The 17,473-nt window shown below is 40.7% G+C and carries 15 protein-coding genes and 1 other annotated feature; of the genes, 11 read left to right on the top strand and 4 right to left on the bottom strand.

Annotation, left to right across the window (positions count from 1 at the left end):
* Window positions 1–192: 192 nt before the first annotated feature.
* Window positions 193–816 carry a glutathione S-transferase family protein gene (locus PR809_RS09480; RefSeq protein WP_195698386.1) on the top strand — a complete coding sequence of 208 codons (624 nt, stop codon included), beginning with the start codon at window positions 193–195 and terminating at the stop codon, window positions 814–816.
* Here the strand turns inward: PR809_RS09480 and PR809_RS09485 are convergent, their stop codons facing one another.
* Window positions 817–1,644, bottom strand: coding sequence for an SDR family oxidoreductase (locus PR809_RS09485; protein WP_206277073.1), 828 nt, complete (start codon window positions 1,642–1,644; stop codon window positions 817–819).
* A 268-nt stretch (window positions 1,645–1,912) separates the two neighbouring features.
* Window positions 1,913–2,040, top strand: a sequence feature (His leader region).
* 53 nt (window positions 2,041–2,093) lie between these two features.
* Here PR809_RS09485 and hisG point away from each other — a divergent pair.
* The 8 genes from hisG to hisIE are packed head-to-tail and all read left to right on the top strand — an operon-like array spanning window position 2,094 to window position 9,170.
* Window positions 2,094–2,993, top strand: a complete 900-nt coding sequence (gene hisG, locus PR809_RS09490; RefSeq protein ID WP_004256451.1) for an ATP phosphoribosyltransferase — start codon at window positions 2,094–2,096, stop codon at window positions 2,991–2,993.
* 6 nt (window positions 2,994–2,999) lie between these two features.
* Entirely contained in the window at window positions 3,000–4,316 is a 1,317-nt protein-coding gene (gene hisD, locus PR809_RS09495; protein WP_206276558.1) for a histidinol dehydrogenase, read from the top strand.
* Window positions 4,317–4,319: 3 nt separating this feature from the next.
* Window positions 4,320–5,390: a histidinol-phosphate transaminase gene (hisC, locus tag PR809_RS09500; RefSeq protein ID WP_206276557.1), complete on the top strand. Its 1,071-nt coding sequence runs from the start codon at window positions 4,320–4,322 to the stop codon at window positions 5,388–5,390.
* Window positions 5,391–5,403: 13 nt separating this feature from the next.
* The gene (gene hisB / locus PR809_RS09505; protein ID WP_166266474.1) at window positions 5,404–6,471 is read left to right on the top strand and encodes a bifunctional histidinol-phosphatase/imidazoleglycerol-phosphate dehydratase HisB; all 1,068 of its coding nucleotides are present in this window, start codon (window positions 5,404–5,406) and stop codon (window positions 6,469–6,471) included.
* Complete coding sequence (gene hisH / locus PR809_RS09510; protein ID WP_102138416.1) at window positions 6,471–7,064, top strand: imidazole glycerol phosphate synthase subunit HisH; 594 nt, start codon at window positions 6,471–6,473, stop codon at window positions 7,062–7,064. Before hisB ends, hisH begins: the two co-directional genes overlap by 1 nt.
* Window positions 7,065–7,069: 5 nt before the next feature.
* Window positions 7,070–7,807 carry a 1-(5-phosphoribosyl)-5-[(5-phosphoribosylamino)methylideneamino]imidazole-4-carboxamide isomerase gene (gene hisA, locus PR809_RS09515; RefSeq protein WP_102138415.1) on the top strand — a complete coding sequence of 246 codons (738 nt, stop codon included), beginning with the start codon at window positions 7,070–7,072 and terminating at the stop codon, window positions 7,805–7,807.
* Window positions 7,789–8,565 (top strand): imidazole glycerol phosphate synthase subunit HisF, encoded by a 777-nt coding sequence (hisF, locus tag PR809_RS09520; RefSeq protein WP_004909328.1) that lies wholly within the window; start codon window positions 7,789–7,791, stop codon window positions 8,563–8,565. The genes hisA and hisF overlap by 19 nt, the downstream gene beginning before the upstream one ends.
* Complete coding sequence (hisIE, locus tag PR809_RS09525; protein ID WP_206276556.1) at window positions 8,559–9,170, top strand: bifunctional phosphoribosyl-AMP cyclohydrolase/phosphoribosyl-ATP diphosphatase HisIE; 612 nt, start codon at window positions 8,559–8,561, stop codon at window positions 9,168–9,170. The genes hisF and hisIE overlap by 7 nt, the downstream gene beginning before the upstream one ends.
* A 34-nt stretch (window positions 9,171–9,204) precedes the next feature.
* Here hisIE and PR809_RS09530 read toward each other — a convergent pair whose 3' ends face one another.
* Window positions 9,205–10,191: an ABC transporter substrate-binding protein gene (locus PR809_RS09530; RefSeq protein ID WP_206276555.1), complete on the bottom strand. Its 987-nt coding sequence runs from the start codon at window positions 10,189–10,191 to the stop codon at window positions 9,205–9,207.
* A 63-nt stretch (window positions 10,192–10,254) separates the two neighbouring features.
* Window positions 10,255–12,432: a TonB-dependent receptor gene (locus PR809_RS09535; RefSeq protein ID WP_206276554.1), complete on the bottom strand. Its 2,178-nt coding sequence runs from the start codon at window positions 12,430–12,432 to the stop codon at window positions 10,255–10,257.
* A gap of 332 nt (window positions 12,433–12,764) precedes the next feature.
* On the opposite strand from PR809_RS09535, the gene PR809_RS09540 reads away from it, so the two are divergent.
* The gene (locus PR809_RS09540; RefSeq protein ID WP_166266462.1) at window positions 12,765–13,262 is read left to right on the top strand and encodes a YbaK/prolyl-tRNA synthetase associated domain-containing protein; all 498 of its coding nucleotides are present in this window, start codon (window positions 12,765–12,767) and stop codon (window positions 13,260–13,262) included.
* 48 nt (window positions 13,263–13,310) lie between these two features.
* Here PR809_RS09540 and PR809_RS09545 read toward each other — a convergent pair whose 3' ends face one another.
* A complete protein-coding gene (locus PR809_RS09545; protein WP_206276553.1) occupies window positions 13,311–13,952 on the bottom strand; it encodes a CatB-related O-acetyltransferase in 642 nt (213 codons plus the stop codon).
* 301 nt (window positions 13,953–14,253) lie between these two features.
* Between PR809_RS09545 and PR809_RS09550 the strand changes: the two genes are divergently transcribed.
* The gene (locus PR809_RS09550) at window positions 14,254–17,403 is read left to right on the top strand and encodes a M66 family metalloprotease (protein ID WP_206276552.1); all 3,150 of its coding nucleotides are present in this window, start codon (window positions 14,254–14,256) and stop codon (window positions 17,401–17,403) included.
* Window positions 17,404–17,473 lie beyond the last annotated feature (70 nt).

Consider the following 17,473-nt stretch of genomic DNA (forward strand, 5'->3'; position numbering starts at 1 on the left):
ACATTTAAATTACTGTCATTGACTCAACATCACTAAACGAGAACCCATCGCTGTGACAAAATTTGATAACGAGACCTAATATAAGACTTTAATATCACTGAGGCCACTCATAACAAATAAACATTTGCCTCCGAGTAAATTTAATCTATCTTAACCATGGTCGATGCCAAAAAATCAATTTAGGAGACTGCCATGTTAACTGTTTGGGGACGCGTCAACTCTTCCAATGTCAAAAAAGTACTTTGGTGCTTAGAAGAATTAAATATCGCTTACAATCAAAAAGATGTGGGTGGCCCATTTGGTGGGCTAGATACACCTGAATATATAAAAATGAATCCAAACAGCACAATTCCAACTCTACAGGATGATGACTTTGCGCTGTGGGAATCGAATGCGATTTTACGTTACCTTACGGAAAAATTTGATCATTCTCACTTATTACTCGCACAAGACCTACAAGAACGAGCGGCCGCTGATAAATGGATGGATTGGAGTGGTGCTAATTTATTCGACCACATTAAACAGATGATGAACAAAATTGTTCGTGTCCCAGAAGCAGATAGAGACCCAGAACAAGCCAAAATTATTTATGGCAATATCAACCGGTTACTAACCATTGCTGATAATGCATTAGCTAACCAAGCCTATTTCAGTGGTGACAAATTTGGTATCGCTGACATTGCTATCGCACCACTATTTTACCCTTGGCATGAAATTGTCACGCAGCGCCCTGAATTTAAAAATTTGGAGCGCTGGTACCAGCAACTGACCACTCGTCCTGCGTTCCAAAAAATTGTTATGATCCCAATTAAATAATCACAGGGTCATATTCATCAAACTTGGGTTTGGGTACTGGTATTCAAACCCGAGTTCTTGGCAAATTTTATTACCGTTAATGACTTTTCCCGCTAACGCATTCTCTTCCTCAATAAACTCAGGCGGAACTAACCCGATAGATTGTGCTGCATGAGTATAAAATTCGGCTCGTGTTGGGTGGACTGGCGCACAGAGGTTATAAATATGCCTCCCTTGCGGTTGCTGGAGCAATAATAAAATGGCAGCAATCACATCATCTTGATGTACCATATTGACAGGCTGGCTTGCCCCTTTCACCCCGGTTTTCCCCGCTAAAAAACGCCCTGCATGTCGTTTTTCACCAACTAATCCCGCTAACCGCAGAATATCCACCGATATGTTCGGTAACTGATGCAACCACTGCTCTGTCGCCACCAAGGCTTTAGCTGATTCCGTCACTCCATCCAATGGGCTATTTTCAGCCATTTCGCCATTTTGTTCCCCATAAACTGCCGTAGATGATGTGAAAATAACTTTAGGCACCTGAAATGCTATCGCGCTATTCACCAGTGTTTCAACCGCGGTCACATAGTATTCAGTATTAATTTTAGATGGGGGTAGCAAAATGACGATAGCATCACTTTGTTCCATCAATTGTGCTAAATCATCGTCATCACATTCAAGTTCTGGGGTTAATTTCAATGCATAGCACTCTATTCCAACCGCTTGAGCGGCTTCAATACCATCTGGTGTTGTTTTAGTTCCAACCACATGAATGCCTTGAGACAATAAGGCCTGAGCAAGGGGCAACCCAACCCACCCTAACCCGATGATAGTGACTTTCTTCATATGATAACTCCCCAATCGTTCAACTGACTGAAATTAATCACAGAGTAGCTGAAAACCATAAAACTTCCGAATACAATTTCTGAGGGATTTATCACTATAAAAAGTGAACAACTAATTATTATTGGTTATTTTTAAAAAAAAGGTTGCATTCATAGGGGGAAATCGGATAGGTTGAATACCAATGAGTATTTAGTTAGCACAATGAATGTTTAGTCATTCACTTAAATAACAGAACGGAAGACATTATGAATCGTATTTCACGCAACCATCATCATCACCATCATCCTGACTAGTCTTTCGGGCGATGTGTACTGGAAGACGTTCAACGAATCTTCCGGTGGCTGAAATGCGAATTGAGAGAACCCTCGGAAGATAATCTTCCGAGGGTTTTTTTATTCTTGAACAAAGAGTTACTAAACAAAAAATTTTAAAGGGATAAGGGTAAAGTCATGTTGGATAAATCACGTTTACGTATTGCAATACAGAAATCAGGTCGTCTGAGTGAAGAATCAAGAGAGTTACTTTCTCGCTGTGGCATCAAAATCAATTTACAACAACAACGTTTGATTGCTTATGCAGAAAATATGCCTATTGATTTACTTCGCGTTCGTGATGACGATATTCCAGGGCTGGTCATGGACGGTGTCGTTGACTTAGGGATCATCGGTGAAAACGTTCTTGAAGAAGAGTTATTGAATCGTCGTGCTCAAGGTGAAAACCCACAATACAAAACACTACGTCGCCTCGATTTTGGTGGGTGCCGCTTATCTCTCGCTGCCCCATTAGATTTCAACTATACCGGTGCAGAGTGCTTAAATGGCTCACGTGTTGCAACCTCCTACCCACACTTGTTAAAACGCTATTTCGACCAAAAAGGCATTCAATTTAAATCATGTCTGTTAAATGGTTCAGTCGAAGTCGCTCCGCGCGCTGGCCTTTCCGACGCCATCTGTGACCTCGTCTCTACAGGTGCAACACTTGAAGCAAACGGCCTAAAAGAAGTGGAAGTCATCTACCGTTCTAAAGCCTGTTTAATTCAACGCGATGGCGAAATGTCGCCTGAAAAACAACAGCTTATTGACCGTATGATGACCCGTATCCAAGGTGTCATCCAAGCGCGTGAGTCCAAATACATCATGTTGCACGCGCCAAGTGAAACACTCGAAGAAATCATTGCCTTACTGCCGGGTGCTGAACGCCCAACTATTTTACCGTTAGCAGGCGAACAAAGCCGTGTGGCGATGCACATGGTGAGCTCAGAAACGCTGTTCTGGGAAACCATGGAAAAACTCAAAGCGTTAGGGGCAAGCTCTATTCTTGTCCTGCCAATTGAAAAAATGATGGAGTAAGCCGTCATGAAAATGGGATTTAACCAACCTGTTCGCTGGTCGGCTTGTAACCAAGAGCAGCAAAGCGCTTTGCTGCTGCGCCCTGCAATAGCGGCTTCTGGTAGCATTAGTACTGCGGTTAGCCAAATTATTGACCAAGTCCGTAACGAGGGCGATACCGCCCTCAAAGCACTGAGCCGTCGTTTCGATAAAACTGAAGTCGAAACGGTGCGTGTTCCTGCAAATGCTGTTGACGCAGCAGAGGCTCGTCTTGGTGATGAAATCAAAACAGCAATGAAAACAGCGATTGGTAACATTCGTCGTTTTCACGAAGCCCAAAAAACCACTCCGATTACAGTGGAAACACAGGCAGGCGTCGTGTGCCAACAAGTCACACGCCCAATAGATGCAGTCGGTTTATATATTCCAGGGGGGTCTGCCCCTCTGTTATCAACGGTCATGATGTTGGGAACCCCTGCGAATATCGCTGGCTGTCGCAAAATCATTTTATGTTCACCTCCACCTATTGCCGATGAAATTTTGTATGCAGCGAAACTGTGCGGCATCAGCGATATTTTCCAAGTAGGTGGTGCGCAAGCGATTGCTGCAATGGCATTTGGTACCCAAAGCATTCCTGCGGTTGATAAAATTTTTGGCCCCGGTAATGCCTATGTCACTGAAGCAAAACGCCAAGTGAGCCAAAGCCATGATGGAGCAGCCATTGATATGCCTGCGGGTCCTTCCGAAGTGTTGGTCATTGCTGATAACGGTGCAAACCCCGCATTTACCGCATCTGATTTGCTATCTCAAGCAGAGCATGGCCCTGATTCACAAGTTATTTTATTAACTGACGATGAAAGCTTTGCCCAACGCGTGATTGAAGAAACAGAAAAACAATTAGCGCAACTTTCACGTGCAGAGATAGCGAGAGAAGCCCTGAGTGCCAGCCGTGTCATCATCACTGACTCCATCGCTCAATGCGTTGAAATTAGCAACCGTTATGGCCCTGAGCACTTAATACTGCAAACTCGCAATGCCGATGACCTGGTCGATGCTATCACAAGTGCCGGCTCTGTGTTTGTTGGCGACTGGTCGCCAGAGTCGGCTGGCGACTATGCATCAGGCACCAATCACGTATTGCCTACTTATGGATATACCTCAACCTATTCAAGCCTTGGGCTCGCTGATTTTATGAAGCGAATGACAGTCCAAAAGCTGTCAAAGCAAGGCTTATTAGGCTTAGCCGACACCATCGAAACGTTAGCTCAAGCAGAGCAACTCACGGCTCATAAAAATGCCGTTACCTTACGCGTTAACGAACTAAAAAAACAAAATCAGGAGTAAGTCATGAGCCAACCATTTAATGCCGCCAGTCTTGCACGTGAAAATGTTAAAACCATGACACCTTATATGTCTGCACGACGTCTAGGGGGAAATGGAGACGTTTGGCTCAATGCCAATGAATACCCGATTGCACCTGATTACCAATTCAGTGAACGTAACCTTAACCGTTACCCTGAATGCCAACCGGTTGCGGTGATCAATAATTATGCGGCTTATGCCAAAGTTAAACCAGAACAAGTGCTCGTTTGCCGTGGGGCCGATGAGTCCATTGAGTTGCTGATCCGCGCATTTTGTGAACCAGGCAAAGATGCGGTAATGTTCTGCCCACCAACCTATGGCATGTACAGCGTCAGTGCAGAAACCTTTGGTGTTGAACAAAAGAAAATCATGGCGTTGCCAGACTGGGCATTAAACGTTAATGCGATCCGTGAAAATCTATCCAATACCAAACTGATTTATATTTGCAGCCCGAATAACCCAACAGGCAATATCATCGACAATAAAGATTTACGCGAAGTGCTAGATATGGCTGCGGGCCGTGCATTAGTCGTTGTCGATGAAGCCTATATTGAGTTCTGCCCACAATACAGTGTAGCAAGCTGGTTAGCACAATATCCAAACTTGGTCATTTTAAGAACCTTATCCAAAGCCTTTGCATTGGCCGGTTTACGTTGTGGTTTCACCTTAGCCACCCCTGAAGTAATTGAAGTGCTATTAAAGGTTATCGCCCCTTATCCTTTATCAACCCCTGTTGCGATGATTGCAGCTCAAGCTCTTGAACCACAAGGCATTGAGACAATGAAAAGCCGCGTAACAACGATAACAGAAAACCGTATTGCACTTCGTGAAGCGCTGCGCGACTTATCGGTGGTTGAACACGTTTATCCGAGTGAAACTAACTATATTTTGGTACGTTTTACCGATGGTAATAACGTGTTTAAAGCCCTGTGGGACCAAGGCATTATTTTACGTGACCAGAGCAAACAACCCGGTCTCATTAATTGCCTGCGTATTACTGTTGGGACAGAAATAGAAAATACCCGTGTTATTGAAGCTATTGCAGCACTTTGCTAATTAGGAATGACTCATGAGCCAGAAAATTTTATTTATCGACCGTGATGGAACATTAATTACCGAGCCGCCAACCGACTTCCAAGTTGATAGCTTAAGTAAACTCGCCTTTGAAAAGGCGGTTATTCCTAGCTTACTTGCTCTGCAAAAAGCCAATTACCGCTTAGTGATGATAACCAATCAAGACGGCTTAGGCACCGATAGCTTCCCAACCGCAGATTTCGAGCCACCGCATAATTTAATGATGCAGGTATTTGAGTCCCAAGGCGTTAAATTTGATGAAGTGTTAATTTGCCCACATAAGCCTGAAGATAACTGCGTTTGTCGTAAACCTAAGCTCCAGTTAGTCGAACGCTATTTAGATAGCAACGTGTTAGATAGCGAAAATAGCTATGTGATTGGTGACCGTGAAACAGACATTCAACTCGCTAAAAACATGGGTATCAAAGGGTTACGTTATAGCCCAACAGAACTTGACTGGGAAGCTATCACCCAGCAATTAACTAAACGCGACCGCCATGCACTGGTCAAACGCGTCACAAAAGAAACCAATATTCAAGTCGAAGTCTGGCTGGACCAAGAAGGCGGCAGCAAGATTAGCACTGGCGTGGGCTTCTTTGACCATATGTTAGACCAAATCGCGACTCACGGTGGTTTCCGGTTAAACATTGAGGTCAATGGCGACTTGTTTATCGATGACCACCACACCGTTGAAGATACCGGTCTTGCACTAGGTGAAGCGCTGAAAGTGGCACTTGGAGATAAACGCGGTATCGCACGTTTTGGTTTCGTTCTCCCAATGGATGAATGCCAAGCGCGCTGCGCGCTGGATATTTCTGGCCGCCCACACCTTGAATACAAAGCCGAGTTTAAATACCAACGCGTTGGTGACTTAAGCACAGAAATGATTGAGCACTTCTTTAGCTCGCTTTCCTATGCGATGGGTTGCACGTTACACCTGAAAACCAAAGGGAAAAACGATCACCATAAAGCAGAGAGCTTGTTTAAAGTTTTCGGCCGCACACTGCGCCAAGCAATTCGTGTTGAAGGGGATACGTTACCTAGCTCAAAAGGGGTTCTGTAATGAACGTTGTCATCCTTGATACCGGCTGTGCAAATTTAGCCTCTGTAGCCTATGCGGTAAAACGCCTAGGCTATGATCCTGTGGTGAGCCGCGATACCAACACCATTTTACAAGCCGACAAAGTCTTTTTGCCCGGTGTCGGTACGGCTAGCGCAGCCATGGAAAAGCTGACTGAACGCGAATTAGTACCGTTAATCAAAGCACTGACCCAACCAGTATTAGGTATCTGTTTAGGTATGCAATTACTCGGTTCTTTTAGTGAAGAAGGCCAATCTACGGTGCCACTACTGGGGTTAATTGATAGCCCTGTACAAAAAATGGATGCCAATGGGCTTCCTGTTCCACATAGCGGCTGGAACCAAGTCAAAGCGCTAGCAGGAAACCCACTGTTTCGGGATATCCCAGATAACGCCTATTTCTATTTTGTACACAGTTATTCGATGCCAATTTCCAGTCATACCATTGCGCAAACTCAGTATGGCAATCCGTTTAGCAGCGCAGTGAATTGCGATAACTTCTATGGTGTCCAATTTCACCCAGAACGTTCTGGCACCGCAGGCTCACGCTTGATTCAAAACTTTTTGGAGATGTAATTACCATGATCATTCCTGCATTAGATTTAATTGATGGCACGGTGGTGCGGTTGCACCAAGGGGATTACGCCAAGCAAACTGATTATGGCAATGACCCGCTCCCACGTTTGCAGCAATATGAAAAAGAAGGGGCAAAATTATTGCACCTCGTGGATTTAACGGGAGCTAAAGACCCACAAAAACGCCAAATTTCACTACTCAAAAAATTATTAGCAGGCGTCAGTGTTCCTGTACAAGTTGGTGGTGGTATTCGTACCGAAGAAGATGTTAAAGCCTTACTGGAAGCTGGAGCGACCCGTGTTGTCATTGGCTCAACGGCTGTCACTAAGCCTGAGCTAGTCAAAACGTGGTTTGAAACCTATGGTGGCGAAGCCATTGTCCTTGCCTTAGACGTACGCATTAATGACCAAGGCATAAAAGAAATCGCCATTAGCGGTTGGCAGGAGAATTCAAATCTAACGTTAGAACAAGCCATTGAAATATATCGTCCTTATGGCTTAAAACATGTCCTTTGTACGGATATTTCCAAAGATGGAACATTGGCGGGTTCTAATGTGAATTTATACCAAGAAATTAGCCAAAAATTCCCTGATATTGCTTTTCAAGCATCGGGCGGTATTGGGGATTTAGATGATATCGCGGCTATTCCGCCATCTGGTGCAGCTGGCGTAATTGTTGGCCGTGCATTATTAGAAGGTAAATTCACCGTTGCGGAGGCAATCAAATGTTGGCAAAACGCATAATTCCTTGTTTGGACGTTCGCGACGGCCAAGTGGTTAAAGGTGTCCAATTTCGCAATCACGAAATCATCGGTGATATTGTTCCATTAGCACAGCGCTACGCCCAAGAAGGCGCAGACGAACTGGTGTTTTATGATATTACCGCCTCTTCTGATGGCCGAGTGGTAGACAAAAGCTGGGTTGCCAAAGTCGCTGAAGTGATTGACATTCCTTTTTGCGTCGCGGGTGGTATTAAAAGTGTCGATGATGCCGCACAAATTCTCTCTTTTGGTGCTGATAAAATTTCCATCAACTCCCCGGCATTATCCGACCCTACATTAATCAGCCGTTTAGCTGAACGCTTTGGCGTACAATGTATCGTTGTTGGTATTGACACTTGGTTTGACGAAAGCACAGGTGAATATCTCGTTTACCAATTTACCGGTGATGAAAAACGTACCACACAAACCACGTGGAAAACCCTTGATTGGGTAAAAGAAGTGCAACAACGTGGCGCGGGTGAAATTGTGTTAAATATGATGAACCAAGATGGTGTACGCCAAGGGTATGATCTACAACAACTCAAGAAAGTCCGCGAAGTCTGCCAAGTGCCCTTGATTGCCTCTGGCGGTGCAGGCGAAAAAGTGCATTTTCTTGATGCCTTCACTGACGCAGGTGTTGACGGTGCTTTAGCCGCTTCTGTATTTCATAAACAAATTATTAATATCGGTGACTTAAAACAATACCTAGCCGAAAACGGAGTTCAAATTAGAGTATGTTAACCACAGAACAATGTAGCCAACTTGCATGGCAAAAAGTCGATAACCTGATTCCTGTTATCGTACAACACGCCGTTTCAGGTGATGTGCTAATGCTTGGGTATATGAACCCTGAAGCATTAAATGTCACCTTAGACAGCCGTAAAGTCACCTTTTTCTCTCGCACAAAGCAACGTTTGTGGACGAAAGGCGAAACCTCCAATAATTTTTTAAATTTAGTGGATATCTACCCAGACTGTGACAGCGATACGCTGCTAGCTCTCGCGTTACCGGATGGCCCAACTTGCCATAACGGCACACAAAGCTGCTTCGCACCCGCACAAAGTGACTGGGGCTTTTTGTTTGAACTAGAAACCTTGCTCAAAGAGCGCAAAACCGCTTCTCCTGAAAGCTCTTATACCGCGCGTTTATATGCAAGTGGTACTAAGCGTATTGCGCAAAAAGTGGGTGAAGAAGGTGTTGAAACCGCATTAGCGGCAACCGTTAATGACCGCGCAGAATTAACCAATGAAGCGGCTGATTTGATGTACCATTTAATGGTATTACTGCAAGACCAAGAACTTGATTTAAGTACGATAATCAAACGATTAAAAGAGCGTCACCAGTAATCGATAAACTGCCAGCCTCGCTGGCAGTTTTATTTTATGGGTGCAAAATATTATCAATTTGTGCATCACTCAGCGAAATCCCAAAAAACTTCAGGTAGAAACCTGCTGTCTCTTGTTTCATATCGATATCCGCAAAGCGCTCTGGGTAAAGAGTTTGCGCTAACCACAGAAACTGTAATGCTTCTTCTGAGGTTTCACGGCACCACCAAAACATCCCTTTTGGGTTGACATACACCTGTTGATTTTTTACCGCGCTAATGGCTTTCCATTGGGAAGACGTTCGGATGATATTGGCATCATCTTTATTCATTGCAACGATTACATCAGGATTGGCCGCAATAATCGTCTCCAATAATACCTCACCTGAGTTATTTTTCTTATCCGAAAACCAAGTTTCAGCCACATTTTTGGCTCCCGCCAAATCCATCCAATCTTGATTTAACGAAGGGCGCCCCGAGGTAAATAACGTATTTCCCATACTATGATAAACCCTACGTTTTTCTGCATCTGTTAGCCCGACTAAGCGTTCATTTACCAACCTGACATTACGGTCAAAATAGCGTTGATATTCAAGCGCTTTATTTTGTGCATCTGGTCCTAGTTCTTTTGCTGTTGCTTGAACTCTAGCTTGTAAAGCTTGCAATGAATTTGCAGGGTACTCTACAACTTTTACCCCTGCACTTTCCAATATGTCCCGTTGAGGGACTTCCATGCCTTTCGCCACAAACAATAATTGTGTACGCAAAGAAATTATTTGCTCTGGATTTAATTGGTTGCTAATACTGATAACTGGAACATTATCAATATTGGGTAACATTTGACGAAATAGTGGAATTCTTTTCGCTATCACCGATGTACCAACGATTTGCTCGCCATAACCCAGCATCATAATAATGGTATTTTGTGCTGGCCACGGTGTTGCAATACGCAACTCGGGGTTATCCGTTTTTGCATTTAACAAGCTACTGACTAGTAGCCCGGCAAGCAAAATAATGGACTGTAAGAAAGTTATTTTTCTCATCTTAATGCCCCTTCTTTACTTCATAATAAAGAAGGGTGCTCCTTACGTTTATTGTTACGACCATTAAAAATCAAATGTGATGGTTGCGCGGACTTCACGGCCAGAGCCTAAGAATGCGCTATTTCCACCACCTTGGCCGTTATTACCTGATGGGAAAATAGACGCCCAATAACGTTCGTCAGTGACATTATCGACAGATAGGCGAATAGTGGTAGGAACCTGGTTGATTTTTGTACTATAGCGAGTTCCTAAATCTAACGTCGTGTAGCTACCAATCCAACTTGAGTTAGTATCATTTGCCGCTCGCTTACCGGTGTAATGTACATTTGCACTGTAAACCAACTCAGGCATAGCTGGCAGCGCATATTCAACTAGCATATTAGCTTGGACTTTTGGAACTCCAACCACTCGTTTGTCCCGAGTGGTTCGAGTGCCTGTGTCTTTCAGTTTAGGGTCTAAAAATGTTATGCCGCTATAAACGTTTAACCCCTGCCACACATGACCTGTAGCGGTTAACTCAAGCCCCCTATTCACTTGCTTACCTTGTTCACGAAACACACTATGACTATCCACATAAGCAAATGGCCGCTCTAAATGAAATAGTGCCGCACCAAGGTTTAAATCAGCCACATCAGCTTTAACCCCAACTTCATATTGCTTACTACGATATGGGTCTAAAGTCTGCCCTTCATTTTTAACGCCTTGTCCTATCGGAGCCGTATCCCCTTCCTCCAATGAGTCTGCATAACTTACATAAGTCATCAATTGTGGGGTGATTTTGTACATCACGGCAGCATTTGGGCTTAACCCTTTGGAGTTAGTTTGGCTGGTTTTATGGCTCTGTTTGTCAAAACTACGACTTTCTATCCAACTTTGGCTGAGATAAAACATCGCTGACCATTGTGGGTCAAATGTAACGGTATCGCCGATAGTGATACTTTGTTGACTATTTTCCGCAGATTTATAGCGTGAGCCACCCGTGTAAATTTTACCATTTGCAGGTTCTATCAATGAAGATGGGTGGTACATATTCGTTGAGCCAAGGTCATAAGCCGTAGCAGCTCCCTTTGCACTATAAATAGACCAAACATAACCATTCGTCGCGAATGACAAATCGTGTCCAATAGACCCCGTGTCTACATGGCCATTAAGTGTCACTGAATTACTAAGTACACGAAAACGTCCAGAAGCCGGAGAGTCACGGAGTGAGCGCTTAATATCACCTTTATCATTGACCAACATACTGGTCACCGTGCGCATCGCTCTATCTGCTTGTTGATATCCGACTGCGGCATTCAATGTCCAATCTTCATTAAAATCATGAAGTAAGCGAGTGCTCACTGTATCTGTAGTTAAATCATTCCCCGCAGTGTGCATAGCTAAATTTTTATCTTGCGGATTAGGTGCTTTTGGTAAATTAATTTTAGGGCCATAGCTGAAGCTCCCCACATAACCTTTTTGTACAAAATTATAGTGGCTAGCATTGAGCTGTAACTGTGTCCCCGATTGAATGTTCCAATCAAAGGCAACAGAAGCCAACTTACGACGTAGAGTGCTATCCTTTAAATTTCCCGTTCCTTCTTCATCCATTAAGTTTAAACGATAACCAAAGCGCTTATCTGTATCAAAATACCCCCCAAGATCAACATGGCCGCTATAGGCATTACGGCTTTGATAACCTAAAGATAAGCGTTGAATATCTTCAGGGCGTTTTGCCGTGAAATTGAACTGACCAGCCGGGCTAGAAGGGCCGTACAAAGACCCCGTGAGGCTATTAATAATGTCCACCCTATCCAACATTTCAACCGGAAATGCCGTCGTTGAGACGACATACAAGCCATCTAACCGACTATTAGCTACGACACTTCCTTGCATCCCACGGCTTTGTGGACGTCCCACATCCATACCCCCACGTGCTTGCATTTGGGTACTCGGGGCATATTTAAGTAATTCACTGATACTTTTCGCTTGCTGATTATCAATCATTTCACGACTGATTGTTGTTGTGGAATAGGGAGTATCAATCCAATCCAAATCCCCTAACGGGCCTAAATCAATTTGAGAGGTAAAGAAGCCCGCTCCGGCTTGAGCTTCTGTTGTGACATCCCCTGAAGCCGCTGTCACCAACATTTTGTCTTGCTTGGAGCTTGTAAGTTGCTCAGAGACTTGCGCAGCAACAATTGATGGGGCGATCCCTGCAATAAGAGGTATTAGAATATATAAATTTATTTTACGTTTCATGTTATCTGTTTTCGTTATATAAAACTTTACATTACCGAGAATAAAATGCACCGTAAATGATCAAACTCAATTCTTAACAATATGTATTCTCATTATCCTATTGAAATATTGTTTTATAATTATTTGAATTTATTAAAAATAAAATAGCAGACAGAATATCCAATAGATAAAATCACCATTCAGATAGCAATACAGATTAAAACAGCATCTGATATGCAATTTAAAAAATTTCCCAACCCTATGATTTTTAGTTCATTTCTTTTTACGATTGTATCTCTCAATGAACTTGATATCATTCCCTTCTATTGATGTGGTTTTAAAGGGAAAAAACGGTGTCTGAAAATTCTATTTTTTTGCAACTCACACAATTACTTGATAAAAATAATGCAAAATATCGGGTGATGGAGCATCCTACGGCAGGTAAATCAGAAGAAGTGGCAAAAATACGTGGTACGCAACTTGGGCAAGGGGCAAAAGGGCTAGTATGCCATGTAAAAGGAAATGGGATCCGCCAACACGTATTGGCAATTTTACCTGCTGATAAACAAGCTGATTTAAGTAAGGTTGCCACAGCAATTGGTGGAACCCGCGCATCTTTAGCAAGCCCAAAGGAAGTCGATGAGCTCACTCAATGTGTGTTCGGGGCTATTCCACCTTTTAGTTTTCACCCCAACTTAAAATTAATTGCTGACCCGCTATTATTTGAACGTTTTGAAGAACTCGCCTTTAATGCAGGTACATTAGAGCGCTCTATTATTTTAAATACAGAAGATTATCAAAGAATAGCCACACCGACTTTAGTTGAGTTTATTCGCACAGAAGAAAATTAGTTTTGTATTAAAAAAGGGTATTCCACAGAATACCCTTCAATAAAAAAACTAACTAATCAATCGCTGATCATATTCCTGACTGGCATTTTTTAATGCCACAAAATCGGAACCACAAATAAACCGCTTTAGTGCAATAAATTTCTCTTCTGGCCAACCATAAATTTTCAATGCGAGTAATTCAGTAATAATATCTGGCGAAAAACGATGTTTTATTACCTTTGCAGGGTTTCCACCGACGATGCAATAAGGCTCAACATCTTTAATTACCACGCTATTCGTTGCGATAACTGCGCCTTCACCAATTTTAACACCAGGCATAATAAAGGCACGCATGCCTACCCATACCCCATCACCAATGATTGTATCCCCTTTTCCTATATAAGCTTCCTCAATATATTCAAGAAATGGATACAAACAAAACCAATCCATGCGATGTGTATGGTTTCCCCCCATTAAAATAACAGCTTCGCTACCAATACAAACGTAATCACCAATATAGAGTTGGTCGATATCCCACGCTAATTGCCAATCTCGACTTTGTTCGTCCCCCTGTAAATAGCGCACAACTGAATTTTCAAACCCACCATCCCAGCAGTCACTATAGTAGCTATGTTGGCCTTTAACATGAATGTTAGGATTTTGTACGACTTCGTGTAGCAGTTGATATTTTGACCAATGTTTTTGATTCATGGTAATAAAACCCTTAATTTGTTTATCGTTACCATAGAACGCTTTCTATGGTGATGTATCCGCGTTCAAAACACATCACACTGAGTAATCATTGGTTTTTTTAGTAATGAGTTATTCATTTTAACCTCACTAATTTTAATAAATTTAGTTTTTTAACTAATGGTTAGCCTTCCAATGCTTAGAGTATCATTTAGGAGTAACTATTAAGCAATTAATCTTTTTTTTAAAGATATTTTATTTTACCATCAATTACAACTTCTAGCTGCTTCCACGAAACAATAGATAGAGAAGATAATATTGCATGCTGAATAAACACTTAAGCCCCGCCTCTCCTTTATTATTTATTAATAGCTTAAATAACTACACGCCATCAATTAAAGACAATTATTCATTTACAGATACTAAAAATGAATTTAATTCTATTATCGATTACTTTCATTTAATATCCGAGATAAATAAATCCTTCGATAACCTCTCATTTTTACAAAATGAAAAAACAAAACATTATTTCAATAACAACCGACATACTAGTGATGTAAAGGGGGAGTTAAAAGGAAATGTATTTTTCGCTCAAGCTAATATTCTTCCAGCCAAGATCCATATCGAAGGGGACTGTAAACCTAAATTAGTTAAAGAGCGAAAAACTTTAATTATGTTTAAGCCACATGCATACATCCCTGAGGCTAATGATATTCAATTAAACATTTATGATAAAAATAATTATTTAATAATGAACAAGCCATTATCCCCTCCTTCCAAACTACCCAAAGTAGCCAATAACAGCATAAGAGAAACTAATTTATCATCTCATGATTTTAAATCATCGGTAAAATTTGACCTCATCATTAGGTCTAATAGTGAATTAATTGAAATATCGAAAAATCAAAACCACTTACATGAAACGATATTAAATAATAATAAAATAAATTTAAAGCTCAACCATAACAGTATAGAAAAACCATTTATTCTTCATAACAATATCAGCTATAAAGGTAAAACTATAGCATTACACAATACTAATAATAATGAAGTTGAAGTTAACTATGGTAATAACACCTTAACACTACCGGCAAAATCAGCCACTCGTTTTATCTGCGATGAAAATGGATATTGGCTAACAAAAAATGATGTAAAAAAAATAAAATATTACAGCCCTCCTAAAAAAGCACACCCAAATACGCTTCCAGTTATCGATTTTGAAATTGGTAATCTACCCGACATAGATAGAGAAAAAATAGATGCAGAGTTCTTTGAGGATATCTTAGAAAAAAACTCCACCATAAAAATAACTAAAATGGATTATGATAGAATCAAAAAATTCACACTATCGCAGAATAAAAATTTTGCATCTAAAAAAATCATATTTACATCAGAAGCTGAAGAATCCACGTTCATCCAAACTAAAAATAAAGTTTATGAGCTAAAAAAAGACGGGTTATTACTATTCCATTGTGATTTAAATGGAGTATGGAAAAATATTTCAATTACTGATAACAAATCAAGAATTAACAACTCACACCCTAGTAAATTCGCTATCACTCTAGATGAAAATAAAGCGATTATTGAAATTTCTAAAAATCAAAAACATTTCAACCAATTAATAAAAAACAATAATTCGATGAAAATATCAACGAGTGATGGTAATTGGAGCCATGACTTCACTCTTAATAAAAATGATGCATTTCATAATAAAAAAATACTGTTTAGCTCGAATGCATCATATAGCAGCTACATTCATTATGGAAAAAACACCTTACAGTTACAAACAGGTGAAAGCATCCTTTTTGTCTATGACTTAGATAAAAAATGGGTTCCTATTAATCAAAGTAGTAAAGAAAGTTTTATTAATAACTTAGAATATATCGAAAATACATGGTCTACTACAGTCCCCAAGGAATATATCCATCCAGAGATAAAACTTGAATTTATTTATCAAGGTCAAAAAAGCATGTTATCTCACATTGATGTAGGTGCGCCAAATGAGTTACTCATTAATACTTTTGATATTGGGTTGCTTACACCACCAAGAGACACACTTCTTTTTCTAGATAAATTTGAACTGAATCGTCAATATTATCAAACGATCCCAGTCAAAAAACTCATTGTTTCTCGTTACGAACCTATCCATTTATTAAAAGTGGTTATGCCTGACGGTCAAGTTTTTACAGATAAAGCCCCCGATGAAGGAGGAGGCCATAGTGGTAGCATGAGGGAGTCGATCACTAAAGACTTTTATGCTAATGGCGTTAATATGGCAAATTATGGTGTAAATAGCTCGGCTCCAGATGCTGATTCTTTTGTTCCAACATCCCAGATAACTGCCTATAACTCTGTTGGAATGTATAAAAATGGTAGAGTCGTCCACGGCTGGTCTGGTGGTGGAGGTAAAGCGACGTTAAATAGGACAGATAATAACGAGCTTAGTCATGAATTCGGCCACAATTTTGGCTTAAGTGATTATTATGGGGGAGATGAAAGCGGCTCCCATACAACCGCAAATAAAAAAAATTCAACTTGGCTGTGGGATTCAGATAATAACTATTTTATTCCAAATACATATCAAGATGGAACATTAAACCATGATGCAATGAGTGGAGGTGAAGCTTATGATACTCGTTACAACGCTTACACTGCTTACACCCCTAACTCCTTTATTGCAATTCAAAATAGATTGGAAAATAACTATATATTTAGTCCTGAATCAAAAACAGGGTATAAAAAATGGGACCCAAAGACAAAAGAGATGGTAGATGCATATTTAGAACTTTCACAATTTAACGCCACCGAGTTTACTGCAGTAAATGGTTCAGATATTACAATTAATGGCTTAAACTCACTATTAAGAAAAAACAATAATGTTATTATTTATAATGGAAATGGTTATCACGCCCCAAAAATTAACATTCCACTCGCAGATAAAAATAATAGGAATTCTATTTTAAGAATACAATCATCTGCAGATTGGGATAGTGAAATTCATATTAACAACCAAATTGAATCAATCAAAAAAAATGATTCAATATGTTATATTTCAGATGGCTACACTTGGAATCGAAACGATAACAATAAAACAATCCTCTACAAAGTTCCCTATAAACAAGGAGTACCTGTAGTAACCTTAATGGGCTTTTATGACCCTAAAAAAGTCATCGATAGCTATATCTATCCTTCATTATATGGATCATATGGCATGGTTTATAACTGCGATAAAGAAATAAATACTCGCATTCCATATTTAGAGGTTATTTTAGAAAATGGGACAACAAGCCAGTACCAACTTCATAACTTCCGTTCAAATGAGGATATGATGAATAAATTCCATATTAATATTGAACGAAGTTTAAACCCTATAAAAGCTAATCTTTATATTGATAATAAAATTGTGCATTCTAGAGAAATTGAAATCAAAAAGAACAGATTACTGACAACGATTAATGGCGAGATTGCATAATATTATCCAAGTTATCACTAATTATCTAAGCCAATTAGTGATAACTACATATAACATATTGAAATAACAA

Origin of the sequence: Providencia sp. PROV201, from assembly GCF_028479545.1 — a bacterium.
Lineage (GTDB): Bacteria > Pseudomonadota > Gammaproteobacteria > Enterobacterales > Enterobacteriaceae > Providencia > Providencia huaxiensis.